This window comes from Selenomonas sp. AE3005 (assembly GCF_000686945.1).
In the GTDB taxonomy this organism is placed as follows: Bacteria; Bacillota; Negativicutes; order Selenomonadales; family Selenomonadaceae; genus Selenomonas_A.
Genome location: NZ_JMME01000016.1, coordinates 42,109 through 56,815, shown reverse-complemented (window position 1 = coordinate 56,815; position 14,707 = coordinate 42,109). Strand labels below are relative to the sequence as shown.

Genomic DNA, 14,707 nt, shown 5'->3' with positions numbered 1-14,707 from the left:
AAAAAGGGGGATTTTCTTATGATTGGTATCAAAAATGTAATTGCCGTGGTTTGCGGTGGGGGACCGGCTCCCGGCATTAACAGCGTTATCTCCGGTGTCGTCAATGAAGCAACCCGTCAGGGCTGGGACGTACTGGGTATGTACGATGGTTTTTCCCGACTGGCCCGCGGTGAAAAAAATTATGTTCGTTTGGAACCGAAGAATATCAGCCGTATCCATCTGACCGGCGGCTGCATTCTGAAGATGTCCCGGTTCAATCCGACGAAAAAAGAATCTGATTTGCGCACGGTTGTGGAAACTTTAACGGAACTGGGTGTAACGCACCTCGTAACCATCGGCGGTGATGATACGGCTTACAGCTCGGCTGCTGTTTCCGATTATGCCCGCAAGATGGGACGCACTATCAACGTAGTGCATGTGCCGAAAACGATTGATAATGACCTGCCATTGCCGGAGGGGATTCCGACGTTTGGTTTTGAAACGGCGCGTGCTTTCGGTACGCAGGAAGTAGAAAACCTGATGGAAGATGCCCGTACTACCAACAACCGCTGGTACTTCACCATTGCTATGGGCCGTACGGCCGGCCATTTGGCTCTGGGCATGGGCAGAAGTGCAGGCGCAGCTCTCACCATTATTCCGGAGGAATTCCCGGAGGATAAGATTCCCCTGCAGCAGGTGGTAGATATCATCACAGGCGCAATTGTAAAACGTTACCTTACGGGTAAGAATTACGGTGTGGCTGTAATTGCTGAAGGTGTAATTGAAAAGATTGCGCCGGAAGATTTCAAGAAACTGGGTACGGTGGTCACCGATGAACATGGCCATATTCGTTACAGTGAACTGGACTTTGGTGAAATCCTCAAACAGGCTGTTCTGGCTGAAGTTAAAAAGCTGGATATCAAAGTCAGCATCATCGATAAGGAAATCGGCTATGAACTCCGTTGCACGGCTCCTATCGCTTATGATATTGACTATGCACGCCAGCTGGGATATTCGGCCGTACAGTTCCTGATGTCCGGCGACAGCGGCGCCCTGATTTCCATTCAGGATAACAAGGCAGTGCCCATGCGCTTTGAGGATATCAAGGACCCGGCTACCGGCAAGACGATGGTGCGCAAGGTCAACATCGATTCCGTACATTATCAGATTGCCAGAGGCCTCATGATGCGCCTCGAAAAGGGTGACCTTGATGACCCGGGCCTGGCTAATGCATATCGCATGACGCCGGCAGAATTCAAGGAAAGATACAGCTATTTATTCCCGGCAGATAAAGATGTAACTGCTGAGGCGTAAAAATAAAAATGACGGTAGAGGCATGAGTACCTCTACCGTCATTTTTGTTGTTTTAAACTTCATCGTCATCCATAATGCCCAGGTTGCGTTTCCAATACCGGGAATAGATGGCGCCCAGAGGATTGTGAGCCAGCAGCCTGTCCTTGACCACGAGTGTGGTGACCGGGCCGGGGCAGGCAGAATTGAACAGCGTATCGTGTCCAACACACAGACCACAGGAGATAAATAACTCTGTACCTTTTCCGGCAAGAATTTCAGCCTGCATTTTCGGATTGCACATGGCCTCATGTGCAAGTTCGGGCTTGACCTGTTTTAAGTCCAGTTCTTTTTTATTGAAACTGCAATTTTTACAGCAGACACTGTAAAATTCAAAGCCTTGCTGCCTGTAATAGCGGGCGATGTATTTCGCCTCCGCATTCAGGCCAATGCAGAAAGCCATGCCGAGTTTTTTATAACCCATGGCCTTGGCAAATTCTGCAGTTTCCTGCAGCCGGGTAATATTGCTGTAGAAAGTGCCTTCCACATAAGCGGCAGCCTTCATTATTTGACGTTCCTGCTCATCATAGGCGGCCAGAATTGTTTCCTTGTCAATGCCTGTGCAGTTCACGCCCTTGGTATAACAGGCGTGGCTTGGGCAGTTGGCACAATCGGCTTTCATGGCTGTATCCTCCCTGTATTAGTGGTGGCAGCCGTGACTGCCGCAGCTGTGACCTTCTCCGTGTTCATGGTCATGGTGGCTGCAGTGAACGTCAGGATTGTAGGCGAGGCGGCCGGCCAGTAAATCATTTACAGCGGCATCCGTATCGCCCTGTGCACCACCATAAAGGGTAATGCCGGCTGCAGCCAAAGCGTTTTGTGCACCGGCACCGATACCGCCACAGATAAGGGTATCAATCTTTTCGGTCTGCAGGAGGGTAGCCAGAGCGCCATGACCGGCACCGTTGCTGTCTAAAATATGGGATTCGGTGACGGTGTTGTTTTCAACAGTATAAACTTTAAACTGGGAGGTATGGCCGAAGTGCTGGAAAATCTGGCCGTTGTCATAGGTAACTGCAATTTTCATAGTTTCTTAAATCCTTTCTCTGCTGAATATTGACATATAAATGAAATGTCGTTTCTCAAAAGCTATTATAACGCCGTTGTTCCAGTTTTGCCATAGGCAAAACTTCCTCTTGGCGTTTCCCTAAAGGACTAGCTTCGCTTCGCAACGAGGCGGGAGATATGCTCGCCGTCTGTTTTGGTATTCGTGCCCCCACCTGCTGAGGTGGGGGACATTTTCTTGCCTCGTTATAGCATTTTTAAGTCCTATATAAAACAAATAATGAAGGCTGGAGCCAGATGAGAGGGGGAAAACTAAAGCAAGGGAATTAAAAATGAAAAAAATATAAAAAAGGTGTTGACATATAAATATCGATGCTATATAATCTTTTATTGTCAGCCGATGACGCGGCGGAGCGCGAGAGCGCAAAGCAGCAGGAACCAGGTTAATCGCGGGGTGGAGCAGTCGGTAGCTCGTCGGGCTCATAACCCGAAGGTCACAGGTTCAAGTCCTGTCCCCGCAACCAAATATATTTTATATTTGACAGTGCTGATAAGATATGATAGAGTAATCGCGGGATGGAGCAGTCGGTAGCTCGTCGGGCTCATAACCCGAAGGTCATAGGTTCAAGTCCTATTCCCGCAACCAAATGTTAATGTTGCTGATATAGCTCAGTCGGTAGAGCGTATCCTTGGTAAGGATAAGGTCACCAGTTCAATCCTGGTTATCAGCTCCATATATGGCGGCATAGCTCAGTTGGCTAGAGCATGCGGTTCATACCCGCAGTGTCCGGAGTTCGAATCTCTGTGCCGCCACCAATTAGTTAAATGAACCCCTGATTCAGGGGTTTTATTTTATGTAAGATGGCGATAATTAAATTTTGACTTGTCAAGGTTTTTTTGTTGACAGGCTTTTCCAAGTGTGCTAAATTGTATTAGTGACATTGTGAAAGAGTCATAGTATCTGAGCGTAAGGGGTGTAAACAAGAGATGCGCAACAATATCACGTTGGAGTGCACGGAGTGCCATAGCCGCAACTACCGCACCAACAAGAATAAGAAGAACAACCCGGATCGTCTGGAGTTCAATAAGTATTGCAAGTTCTGCAAGAAACATACGACGCACAAAGAGACGAAGTAATCGCTTTTGCGGGTTGAACGGAGATGTGAAGTAACTGTGAAGAAGTTCATAGACGAAGTAATCGCCGAATTGAAAAAAGTATCATGGGCGACCAAGAAGGAACTTGTCAACTATACTGTTGTCGTAGGCATTGCTGTAGCGATTGTCTGCGTTCTGATCTGGTTCTGTGATACCATCTTTGCAAGATTGTTCCACATCATTTTAAGGTAAGCTTGAGTGAGGGTAGCATGGCAAACGAAGAGATGGACCTGCGACAGGATAACCCTGGCAGAGCATGGTATGTAATTCATACCTATTCAGGTTATGAAAACAAGGTTAAAGCAAACCTTGAACGCCTGATTCATACGGCCAATATGCGCGACATGATTTTCAATGTCGTTGTGCCCGTTGAGGATGAGGTCGAAATCAAGGACGGCAAGAAAAAGGTCGTTCCGCGAAAAGTCTTCCCAGGTTATGTGCTGGTTGACATGATTGTCGATGAACACTCCTGGTACGTTGTGCGCAACACCACCGGTGTTACCGGGTTCGTTGGTTCTGAAAAACACCCGATACCGCTTACCGATGCTGAAGCGAAACGTATCTTGAAATCCATGGGCGAAGAAGAGCTTAAACCCGAACTCAATGTAGCTATCGGGGATGTGGTTCGTATCAATTCGGGAGTATTTGAAAATTATACGGGTACTATTACGGAAATCGACGCTGAAAAGGGTCGTGTAAAGGTTCTCGTAGAGGAAACCCCGATTGACCTTGGCTTTGATCAGGTCGAAACTATTTGATTGAAGCCACGTAAATCCTTTTTGGGAGGTGAAATTAAATGGCAAAGAAAGTTTCTAAAGTTGTAAAACTTCAGGTTGTTGCAGGTAAGGCTAATCCGGCTCCTCCGGTAGGTCCGGCACTTGGTCAGGCTGGTGTCAACATCATGGGGTTCTGTAAGGAATTCAACGAGAGAACCAAGGCTCAGGCAGGTCTCATCATCCCTGTTGAGATTACGGTTTTTGAGGATAGATCCTTCACGTTCATCACGAAGACTCCGCCGGCTGCTGTTCTTCTGAAGAAGGCTGCTAAGCTCGACAAGGCTTCCGGTGAACCGAACAAGAACAAGGTGGCAAAACTGCCCCGCGCTGAAGCAATGAAGATTGCTGAAACTAAAATGCAAGACCTCAACGCTGCTGATATCGAGGCTGCTACTCGCATGATCGAGGGCACGGCTCGCAGCATGGGTATCGAAATCGTTGACTAATTAGTTCACATTTCATCCCTGTGGGAGGCAATAACCGTTATTACCACGAGAGGAGAAAACTTACAATGGCTAAAGCTGGTAAGAAATATCAGGACGCTTGCAAGCTCGTTGAAGCTGGCAAGTTCTACACGGCTGCTGAGGCTATGGAACTCGTTAAAAAGACGGCTACGAAGAAGTTTGATGAAACTATCGAACTGCACGTACGTCTCGGCGTAGATCCGAAGTATGCTGATCAGCAGGTACGTGGCGCTATGGTACTGCCGCACGGCACTGGTAAATCCAAGCGCGTACTCGTTTTCGCAAAGGGCGAAAAGGTTAAGGAAGCAGAGGCAGCAGGTGCTGACTTCGTTGGTTCCGATGAAATCGTCCAGAAGATCCAGGGCGGCTGGCTCGACTTCGATGTCGCAGTAGCTACTCCGGACATGATGGGCACTGTCGGTCGTCTTGGTAAGGTTCTCGGCCCCCGCGGCCTCATGCCGAACCCGAAACTGGGTACGGTTACCATGGACCTCACGAAGGCTGTATCCGAGATTAAAGCAGGTAAAGTCGAATACCGTACCGATAAGGCTGGTAATGTACATTGCCCGATCGGCAAGGCATCTTTCGACGCTGAGAAGCTCCAGCAGAACTTCCAGGCCCTGATTGATACACTGAACCGTGTAAAACCGGCGGCTGCTAAAGGCCAGTACATGCGCTCCATTACGGTTAGCGCAACGATGGGCCCTGGCATCCCTGTTCAGCTCTAATTCTTAGAGTCCGGTTCAGACGAGGCTCCGGCCTTGCGGAACGTAATGTTCCGACAACTGTATAACGATGGCTGTAGACAGCAGGTTTGATATCTATCATCTAACGACGATTTTTTGTCGCCTGCCGAGGCCGGAGCACCATGAATTTGAAAATTCAACCTCCGGCGGACGCAGCCGGAGGTTTTTTTACAGGCTTTAATAAATCTTAAACAGGCAGGAGGTGTAACTAGAAAATGGCAAATTTGACGAAGAAACAGGCTATCGTTGCTGAACTGAAGGATCAGCTGACGAACGCTAAAGGTGTTGTGCTGACCAGCTACCGTGGTCTTACGGTTGCTCAGGATACGCAGCTCCGTCGTGAACTTCGCGCCGCTGGTGTAACGTACCATGTTGTTAAAAACACGATGCTCCGCCTGGCTGCGAAGGAAGCAGGTATCGAAGGTTTTGATGCTCATCTCGAGGGCACCACGGCTTTCGCATTCTCCACGGAGGATGCTATTGCTCCGGCAAAAGTTATCTGCGGTTTCATCAAGAAGAACAAGCTCGATGAAAACGAAGTGCTGACTGTTAAGGTTGGTACGGTTGAAGGCAAGGTTATTGATGCTAAAGAGGTTAAGGCTCTGGCAGACCTGCCGTCCCGCGAAGAACTCATCGCCAAGATGCTGGGCAGCATGAATGCTCCTATCAGCAATACGGTCAACGTACTGCAGGGTGTTATTCGCAACGCTGTTTATGTGCTTGACGCTATTCGCGCTCAGAAGGAATCCGCCTAAGGCGTTCTCTTCAACTTATATAACTTATTAAGAATTTAAAGAAAGATTTTTTTGGAGGTATATTAAAATGACTAAAGATCAGATTATGGAAGCCATTGAAAACATGACTGTCCTCGAGCTGTCTGAGCTCGTAAAGGCTATGGAAGAAAAGTTCGGCGTTAGCGCTGCTGCTCCGGTTGCAGTTGCTGCTGTTGGCGGCGCTGCTGCTGCTGCTGAAGAGAAGGACGAATTCAACGTTGTCCTCGCTTCCGCTGGCGACAAGAAGATCAACGTTATCAAGGCTGTTCGTGAAGCTACGGGTCTCGGCCTGAAGGAAGCTAAGGAACTCGTTGATGGCGCTCCTGCTACCGTTAAGGAAAACGTTGCTAAGGCTGAAGCTGAAGAGCTCAAGAAGAAGCTCGAAGAAGCTGGTGCTACGGTTGAACTGAAGTAATTCGGTTCGCTGCATAAGCAGCATAGAGGAGGCATTTCTGCGGAAATGCCTCCTCTTTATTTTTTTGTAAAATGCCAAGGATTTACCCTTGACATATCATGCTAAAGGTGTTAGTATTATTAACTACAGGAAATTGAATAGGGATTAGTGTGCGCAAGCGGAAAGGAACTGGAAGCAAGGTGTAAATTTTGATTAGACCTTGTTTTTTTTCTTGTTCATCTATTCCGCCTCTTTAGGCGTGCTATAATGCCCTTCATTTCAAGAAATAATTCTAGTAAAATCAGGCTAAGGGGTGAAGGATTTGTTATTTAATCCTGTGCCGGTAGGCAAAAGAACCAGGTATAGCTATGCTAAAATCAAGGAAGTCATGGAAATGCCGCATCTGCTGGATATCCAGCGGAACAGCTACCAGTGGTTCCTCGATGAAGGTTTGCAGGACATCTTTAATGACATTTCGCCGATTCAGGACTTTTCGGGGAATCTCGTACTGTCCTTTGAGAGCTTTTCGCTGGGCGAGCCCAAGTATGAGCTCGACGAGTGCAAAGAGCGTGACGTAACGCTGGCAGCTCCCATTCGGGTGAATGTGCGTCTTATCAATCGTGAGACGGGCGAAATTAAAGAACAGGAAGTATTCATGGGTGATTTCCCGCTCATGACTGATACCGGTACGTTTATCATCAACGGTGCAGAACGTGTTATCGTCAGCCAGTTGGTTCGTTCTCCAGGTGCATATTATGGAGAGGAAATTGACCCGACAGGTAAGCATCTTTATAATGCAACGGTTATTCCGAACCGTGGTGCATGGATTGAACTCGAAACGGATACCAATGATGTGGTATCTGTCCGTATCGACCGCACCCGTAAGATGCCGGTAACCTACTTTATTCGTGCCCTTGGCTTTGCTACGGATGAAGAAATCATTGACCTCTTTGGTGAAGATCCCCGCATTATGAATACGCTCGAGCGTGACGGCGAGGACGTTAAATCCCAGGGTAAGGCTGTAATTGAAATTTACCGCCGTCTGCGCCCGGGTGAACCGGCTAATGAGGACAATGCACAGCAGCTCCTCGATTCGCTGTTCTTTGACCCGAAGCGTTATGATTTGGCTACTGTTGGCCGTTATAAACTCACCAAGAAGCTGGGCTGGAAGCGCCGTATCCTCGGCAAGGTTCTGGCTGAGCCGATTGTTGACAAAGAAACTGGCGAAATCGTTATTCCTCAGGGCGAGGTAGTAACGGAAGATATGCTCGACGCTGTTGATATCGAGCGTGAGCGCCAGCTGTTTGGCGAAGGCGAAATCGTGCAGCTGTACCTGCTGAAAAAAGATGGCAGCCGCATGAAACTCCTGTGCTCGCCGACGCTGGATATTCATGAGCGTACGATTACGAAAAACGATATTATTGCCTCTATTAACTATCTGCTCAACTTGATGGATGGTGTAGGCAATACTGATGATATTGACCATCTGGGCAACCGCCGTGTGCGCGCTGTAGGTGAACTCCTGCAGAATCAGTTCCGCATTGGTCTGTCCCGTATGGAACGCGTGGTTCGCGAACGCATGACCATTCAGGACGTGGATGTTATCACGCCGCAGGCACTTATCAACATCCGTCCGGTAGTGGCAGCTATCAAGGAATTCTTTGGTTCCTCCCAGCTGTCCCAGTTCATGGACCAGCACAATCCGCTGTCCGAACTTACGCATAAGCGCCGTCTGTCGGCCCTTGGCCCGGGCGGTCTGTCCCGTGAACGCGCCGGTTTCGAAGTCCGCGACGTACATAACTCCCATTACGGCCGTATGTGTCCGGTAGAGTCTCCTGAAGGCCCGAACATCGGTCTTATCGGTTCGCTGGCAACTTATGCCCGCGTGAACCAGTTCGGCTTTATGGAAACGCCGTACCGCCGTGTGGACAAGGAAACGCAGCGTGTAACGGATGAAGTGCGTTACCTCACCGCTGACGAAGAGGATGAGCTCGTAATTGCACAGGCCAACGAACCGCTGGACGAAAACGAATGGTTCGTAAATCCGCGTGTAACGGCTCGTTACAATGAGGAAACCGGCCTGCATGCCCGTGAGTCTGTTGACTACATGGACGTTAGCCCGCGTCAGGTGTTCTCCATTGCTACGGCAATGATTCCGTTCCTCGAAAACGACGATGCTAACCGTGCCCTCATGGGTGCGAACATGCAGCGTCAGGCTGTTCCTTTGCTCCGTACGCAGGCACCGCTCGTTGGTACCGGTATGGAATACAAGGCTGCCTGCGACTCCGGCGTTATGATTCTGGCTAAGCGTGCCGGTGTGGTTGAAAATGTAACTGCTGATTACATTGATATCCGCACGAAGAATGGTGAGCTTGACCATTACAAACTCCAGAAATTTATCCGTTCCAACCAGGGAACTTGCATAAATCAGATTCCTATCGTCTACAAGGGCGATGAAGTCGTTGAAAAACAGCCCATCGCTGACGGCCCGGCTACGGACCACGGCGAACTGGCACTTGGTTACAACATCGTTGTTGCCTATATGCCTTGGGAAGGTTACAACTACGAGGACGCCGTACTGTTGTCCGAAAACCTCGTAAAACGTGACCTCTATACGTCCATTCATATTGAAGAATACGAATGCGATGCCCGTGATACGAAACTCGGTCCTGAGGAAATCACGCGTGATATCCCGAATGTGGCTGAAGAAGCCTTGAAGGACCTGGACGAAGAAGGTATCATCCGCATTGGTGCCGATGTACGTCCTGGCGATATCCTCGTTGGTAAAGTTACGCCGAAAGGTGAAACGGAACTCACCGCTGAGGAACGTCTGCTGCGTGCTATCTTCGGCGAGAAGGCCCGCGAAGTCCGCGATACTTCCCTGCGTGTACCGCATGGTGAACAGGGCAAAATCGTAGACGTGAAGATTTTCAGCCGTGATAACAGCGATGAACTGCCGCCTGGTGTAAACCGTCTGGTGCGTGTTTACATTGCGCAGAAACGTAAAATCAGCGTCGGTGATAAGATGGCCGGCCGTCATGGTAACAAGGGTGTCGTTTCCCGCATTATGCGTCAGGAAGACATGCCGTTCCTGCCGGATGGTACGCCGGTTGATATCGTGCTGAACCCACTCGGCGTGCCGTCCCGTATGAACATCGGTCAGATTCTCGAGGCACACCTGGGTATGGCCGTTAAGGTTCTGGGCCAGCAGATTAAAGATGGTGATCCGACTGTGGAAGCACGTCTGCGTGAAGCTGGTTATGACTTTGACAAGAATGGTATGCCGATTCCTGATGTGGCAGGTCTGCATATTGCAACGCCGGTATTCGACGGTGCAAGTGACGAGGCAGTGTTTGGTACTATCCGTGCTGCCGGCCTTGCTGACGATGCCAAGACGGTCCTCTATGACGGCCGTACCGGTGAACCGTTCGAAAACCGCGTAACCGTTGGCTGCACTTACTTCCTTAAGCTGCATCATCTGGTTGCGGATAAGATTCATGCCCGTTCTACCGGCCCGTACTCCCTCGTTACCCAGCAGCCGCTCGGTGGTAAAGCCCAGTTCGGCGGCCAGCGTTTCGGTGAAATGGAAGTTTGGGCACTGGAAGCATACGGTGCCGCTTATACCCTGCAGGAAATCCTGACGGTTAAGTCCGATGACGTGGTTGGCCGTGTTAAGGCTTATGAGGCTATCGTCAAGGGCGAAAACATCCCTGAACCGGGGGTGCCGGAGTCCTTCAAGGTACTCATTAAGGAACTGCAGTCCATCGGCCTTGATATCAAGGTTCTCAACGAAGATGCCAAGGAAATCTCCTTGCAGGATGAGGACGAAGAAGATATCAACGAAACGGCTAAGAAACTTGATTTTGATGTGGCCGGGGTTGACCCCAGCCAGGAAGGTGCCGCTGCACCGAAACAGGAAGACTCCTATGATGAAGGAGCACCCTCTGATGATGAAAAGCCGGACGACATCATTGCCGACATCGGCAGCCTGGGTTCTATCGTAGAGCCGGACGCAATCGATGGGGATAATGGTGACGAATAAGAAGGGAGTGTCATCTCTTTGCTGGATGTAAATAATTTTGATTCGATGCGCATCGGTCTGGCCTCCCCGGATAAAATCCGGGAGTGGTCCTACGGTGAGGTCAAAAAGCCGGAGACCATCAACTATCGTACGCTCAAACCTGAGCGCGATGGTCTGTTCTGCGAGCGTATCTTTGGCCCGACCCGTGACTGGGAATGCCATTGCGGTAAGTATAAGCGTATCCGCTATAAGGGCATTGTCTGCGACCGCTGCGGCGTTGAAGTTACGCGCGCCAAGGTTCGCCGTGAGCGCATGGGACATATCGAACTGGCTGCGCCGGTTTCACATATTTGGTATTTCAAGGGCATTCCGAGCCGCATGGGCCTGATCTTAGATATCAGCCCGCGCGCGCTGGAAAAGGTTCTGTATTTTGCTTACTACATCGTGCTCGATGCCGGCAATACGGACCTGGCCAAGAAGAGCCTGCTGTCTGAAAAGGAATACCACGATGCCCTCGAAAAATATGGCAACACTTTCCGTGTTGGCATGGGTGCCGAGGCCATCAAGGAACTTCTGGAAGAACTTGACCTGGAGCGCATGAGCGAAGTTCTGCGCAAGGAAGTACGTACGGCCTCCGGCCAGAAGAAGATTCGTGCTATCCGCCGTCTGGAAGTTGTGGAGGCATTCCGCAAGTCCGGCAACAAGCCTTCCTGGATGATTATGGATGTAGTACCGGTCATTCCTCCTGAACTGCGCCCGATGGTGCAGCTCGATGGCGGCCGTTTTGCTACCTCTGACCTCAACGACCTCTATCGTCGTGTTATCAACCGTAACAACCGCCTGAAACGCCTGCTCGACCTCGGTGCGCCGGATATTATCGTGCGCAACGAGAAACGCATGCTGCAGGAAGCTGTTGACGCTCTGATTGATAACGGCCGCCGCGGCCGTCCGGTTACGGGCCCGGGCAACCGCCCGCTCAAATCCCTTTCCGATATGCTGAAAGGTAAGCAGGGCCGTTTCCGTCAGAACCTTCTCGGTAAGCGTGTTGACTACTCCGGCCGTTCCGTTATCGTCGTTGGTCCGGAACTGAAACTCCATCAGTGCGGTCTGCCGAAAGAAATGGCACTGGAGCTCTTCAAACCCTTTGTTATGAAAAAGCTGGTTTCTTCGGGAGCCGCTCACAATATCAAATCCGCTAAACGTATGGTGGAACGTGCCCGTCCTGAGGTTTGGGACGTACTCGAAGATGTTATCAAAGAGCATCCGGTACTCCTGAACCGTGCCCCGACGCTGCATCGTCTGGGTATTCAGGCCTTCGAGCCGGTACTCACCGAAGGCCGCGCTCTGAAACTGCATCCGCTGGCTTGTACGGCATACAACGCTGACTTCGATGGTGACCAGATGGCTATCCATCTGCCGTTGTCCTCGGAGGCTCAGACGGAGGCCCGTATTCTGATGCTGGCTGCCAACCATATCCTTGCTCCTAAGGATGGTAAGCCTATCATCGTTCCTTCTCAGGACATGGTTCTGGGTTCTTACTACCTGACCAATATCCGTCCTGGTGCCAAGGGCGAAGGCAAGGTGCTGACGGGTATTGCCGAGGCACTGCTGGCTTATCAGCAGCATGACCTTGACCTGCAGGCTGCTATTCAGTGCCGCATGGAAGGTTATGGCCTCGTTAAAACCTCTTTGGGCCGCATGATTTTCAATGAAATCCTGCCCAAGGAAATCCGTTATTTCTATAAGGATAAGGAAACAGACCAGTGGTGCCTGGGCGTTCTGATGAACAAGAAGGAACTGGGCAAGCTGGTTGCCAAGTGCTATAACGCCTTTGGGGCTACGGAAACGGCACATGTTATCGATGATGTTAAGAACCTCGGTTATCACTACGCCTGCGTAGCTGGTATGACCGTTGCTATCTCCGACGTTATCGTGCCGCCGAAGAAAAAGACCATCATCAGCGACACGCAGCAGATTGTTAACAAGGTTGAACGCCGCTATGACCGTGGTCTGATTACGGAAGAAGAACGTTATCACAAGGTTGTTGACCTCTGGTCCAAGGCTACGGACGACGTAGCTGACGCCATGATGGACAACATGGACGCCTTCAACCCGATCTTCATGATGGCTGACTCCGGTGCCCGTGGTAACAAACAGCAGATGCGTCAGCTGGCCGGTATGCGCGGTCTGATGGCTGACCCGTCCGGTAAAATCATCGACCTGCCGATCACGGCTAACTTCCGTGAAGGTCTGTCCGTATCCGATTACTTTATTTCCTCGCATGGTGCCCGTAAAGGTCTGGCCGATACGGCACTGCGTACCGCTGACTCCGGTTACCTCACCCGTCGTCTGGTTGACGTGGCCCAGGATGTTATCGTGCGTGAAGAGGACTGCGATATTTCCACGCTCAATCTGGTTCAGTCTCGTGCCCGTTTGGCCGAGTCCACCTTTGACGCTCTGGAAATTCTCAATGACAGCCTGATGGGCCGTCTGTTGGGGGCTGATGTTATCGACCCGGCAACCAAGGAAGTACTCTTTGTCCGTGATACAATTCTGGATGAAGAGAAACTGGCCGTTATCGGCGAGAAAGAAATCCGCGAAATCATGGTCCGTGGTTCTTCCCTGGCCTCCGAGGCTGCTATCAGCAACGCTATGATTACCGAGGCCATCACTTTGGGCGAGCCGGATGAAGCTGCCCGTGCCAAGGTGAAGGATTCCATGATTCACGAAATGAGCGGCAAGGAAGTAACCCGTGATGTGGTTGATTCCGCTAATAACGTAGTAGTAGCCGCTGGTACCAAACTTACGGCTGAGCTCATCGACCAGATGCTCGCCTCCGACGCCAAGGAAGTACGTGTTCGCAATAACAACGTCCGTGGTATCGAAGTTGAGGCCATCAAGGAAGGCGATGGTATCATCGAATCCCTGGCTGAACGTATCGTGGGCCGTGTGCTGGCTGAAAACATCGACGACCCGGCTACGGGTGAACGTCTGGCCTCCATCAACGACACTGTTGATGAGGATATGGCTAAGCGTATCGAAAAGGTTCGTGACCGCGTATCCATCCGCAGCGTACTTACCTGTAAGTCGCAGTTCGGTGTCTGCATTAAGTGCTATGGCCGCGACCTGGCTAATCAGGCCGAGGTTGAAATCGGTGAGGCAGTTGGTATCATCGCTGCTCAGTCCATCGGTGAACCGGGTACACAGCTTACAATGCGTACCTTCCACTCCGGCGGTGTTGCCGGTGACGATATCACCCAGGGTCTGCCGCGTGTCGAAGAATTGTTCGAGGCACGTAAGCCGAAACATCACGCCATCATCGCTGAGATTGAAGGCCGTGCTGAGGTCGAAGATTCCGGCAAGGGTATGCGCAAAGTTACCATCGTTCCGGAAGAAGGCGAACCCCGCGAATATGCAATCCCGTATGGTGCCCGTATGGCTGCCAAGCAGGGTATGCATTTAAAACCGGGTGACAAACTCACCGAAGGTTCTATCAATCCTCATGACATTCTGCGTGTCTGCGGTCTGCAGGCTACCCAGCGCTATCTGGTATACGAAGTACAGAAAGTGTATAAGTCTCAGGGTGTAGAAATCAACGATAAGCATATCGAAGTTATGGTCCGTCAGATGCTCCATAAGGTCAAGATTGAAGAATCTGGCAGCACGGATTTTCTGCCGGGCGAATACATCGATATCAACCAGTTCGAGGCTGCCAATACCAAGGCTATCGAGGAAGACGGCGAACCCGCTGTGGCAAAACCGATTCTCCTGGGTATTACCAAGGCCTCTCTGGCTACCGATTCCTTCATGTCGGCTGCATCCTTCCAGGAAACCACCCGTGTACTCACGGATGCCGCCATCAAGGGCAAGGTTGACCCGCTTATCGGCCTTAAGGAAAATGTTATCATCGGTAAGCTGATTCCGGCTGGTACTGGTATGAGCCGTTACCGCAACCTTAAGATTGTGGATAAGGACCCGAAACCGGTAGAGGAAACGGAAACTGCCGCTGACGAAACTGTAGAGGCATAACTGCATAAAGCATAA

Annotated in this window: 12 protein-coding genes, 4 tRNA genes and 1 other annotated feature; of the genes, 14 read left to right on the top strand and 2 right to left on the bottom strand. The window is 50.6% G+C overall.

Features of this window, described 5'->3' with window-relative positions:
- The first annotated feature begins 18 nt into the window (after window positions 1-18).
- A complete protein-coding gene (gene pfp / locus DL94_RS0110225) occupies window positions 19-1,293 on the top strand; it encodes a diphosphate--fructose-6-phosphate 1-phosphotransferase (protein ID WP_028130066.1) in 1,275 nt (424 codons plus the stop codon).
- 52 nt (window positions 1,294-1,345) lie between these two features.
- Here pfp and DL94_RS0110220 read toward each other — a convergent pair whose 3' ends face one another.
- The gene (locus DL94_RS0110220) at window positions 1,346-1,951 is read right to left on the bottom strand and encodes a DUF1847 domain-containing protein (protein ID WP_028130065.1); all 606 of its coding nucleotides are present in this window, start codon (window positions 1,949-1,951) and stop codon (window positions 1,346-1,348) included.
- A gap of 18 nt (window positions 1,952-1,969) precedes the next feature.
- Window positions 1,970-2,356, bottom strand: coding sequence for a NifB/NifX family molybdenum-iron cluster-binding protein (locus tag DL94_RS0110215; RefSeq protein ID WP_028130064.1), 387 nt, complete (start codon window positions 2,354-2,356; stop codon window positions 1,970-1,972).
- A 426-nt stretch (window positions 2,357-2,782) separates the two neighbouring features.
- Here DL94_RS0110215 and DL94_RS0110210 point away from each other — a divergent pair.
- The 13 genes from DL94_RS0110210 (at window position 2,783) to rpoC (ending at window position 14,692) form a co-directional block, all read left to right on the top strand.
- A tRNA-Met gene (locus DL94_RS0110210) sits at window positions 2,783-2,858 on the top strand.
- A gap of 46 nt (window positions 2,859-2,904) precedes the next feature.
- A tRNA-Met gene (locus tag DL94_RS0110205) sits at window positions 2,905-2,980 on the top strand.
- A gap of 12 nt (window positions 2,981-2,992) precedes the next feature.
- A tRNA-Thr gene (locus tag DL94_RS0110200) sits at window positions 2,993-3,068 on the top strand.
- A 5-nt stretch (window positions 3,069-3,073) separates the two neighbouring features.
- Window positions 3,074-3,150 (top strand) — tRNA-Met (locus tag DL94_RS0110195).
- A gap of 171 nt (window positions 3,151-3,321) precedes the next feature.
- Window positions 3,322-3,471: a 50S ribosomal protein L33 gene (rpmG, locus tag DL94_RS0110190; RefSeq protein WP_014423817.1), complete on the top strand. Its 150-nt coding sequence runs from the start codon at window positions 3,322-3,324 to the stop codon at window positions 3,469-3,471.
- 36 nt (window positions 3,472-3,507) lie between these two features.
- On the top strand, window positions 3,508-3,681 hold the full coding sequence (gene secE / locus DL94_RS0110185; protein ID WP_037371735.1) for a preprotein translocase subunit SecE: 174 nt from the start codon (window positions 3,508-3,510) through the stop codon (window positions 3,679-3,681).
- 17 nt (window positions 3,682-3,698) lie between these two features.
- Window positions 3,699-4,247 (top strand): transcription termination/antitermination protein NusG, encoded by a 549-nt coding sequence (gene nusG, locus DL94_RS0110180; protein WP_028130062.1) that lies wholly within the window; start codon window positions 3,699-3,701, stop codon window positions 4,245-4,247.
- 38 nt (window positions 4,248-4,285) lie between these two features.
- The gene (rplK, locus tag DL94_RS0110175; RefSeq protein WP_028130061.1) at window positions 4,286-4,711 is read left to right on the top strand and encodes a 50S ribosomal protein L11; all 426 of its coding nucleotides are present in this window, start codon (window positions 4,286-4,288) and stop codon (window positions 4,709-4,711) included.
- A gap of 65 nt (window positions 4,712-4,776) precedes the next feature.
- Window positions 4,777-5,457, top strand: a complete 681-nt coding sequence (rplA, locus tag DL94_RS0110170) for a 50S ribosomal protein L1 (RefSeq protein WP_014423821.1) — start codon at window positions 4,777-4,779, stop codon at window positions 5,455-5,457.
- 53 nt (window positions 5,458-5,510) lie between these two features.
- Window positions 5,511-5,653, top strand: a sequence feature (ribosomal protein L10 leader region).
- A 37-nt stretch (window positions 5,654-5,690) separates the two neighbouring features.
- The gene (rplJ, locus tag DL94_RS0110165; RefSeq protein WP_028130060.1) at window positions 5,691-6,230 is read left to right on the top strand and encodes a 50S ribosomal protein L10; all 540 of its coding nucleotides are present in this window, start codon (window positions 5,691-5,693) and stop codon (window positions 6,228-6,230) included.
- Window positions 6,231-6,297: 67 nt separating this feature from the next.
- Window positions 6,298-6,663 (top strand): 50S ribosomal protein L7/L12, encoded by a 366-nt coding sequence (gene rplL / locus DL94_RS0110160; RefSeq protein WP_028130059.1) that lies wholly within the window; start codon window positions 6,298-6,300, stop codon window positions 6,661-6,663.
- Window positions 6,664-6,964: 301 nt separating this feature from the next.
- Window positions 6,965-10,684 (top strand): DNA-directed RNA polymerase subunit beta, encoded by a 3,720-nt coding sequence (rpoB, locus tag DL94_RS0110155; protein ID WP_028130058.1) that lies wholly within the window; start codon window positions 6,965-6,967, stop codon window positions 10,682-10,684.
- Window positions 10,685-10,702: 18 nt separating this feature from the next.
- The gene (gene rpoC / locus DL94_RS0110150) at window positions 10,703-14,692 is read left to right on the top strand and encodes a DNA-directed RNA polymerase subunit beta' (RefSeq protein ID WP_028130057.1); all 3,990 of its coding nucleotides are present in this window, start codon (window positions 10,703-10,705) and stop codon (window positions 14,690-14,692) included.
- The last annotated feature ends 15 nt before the right edge of the window (window positions 14,693-14,707 follow it).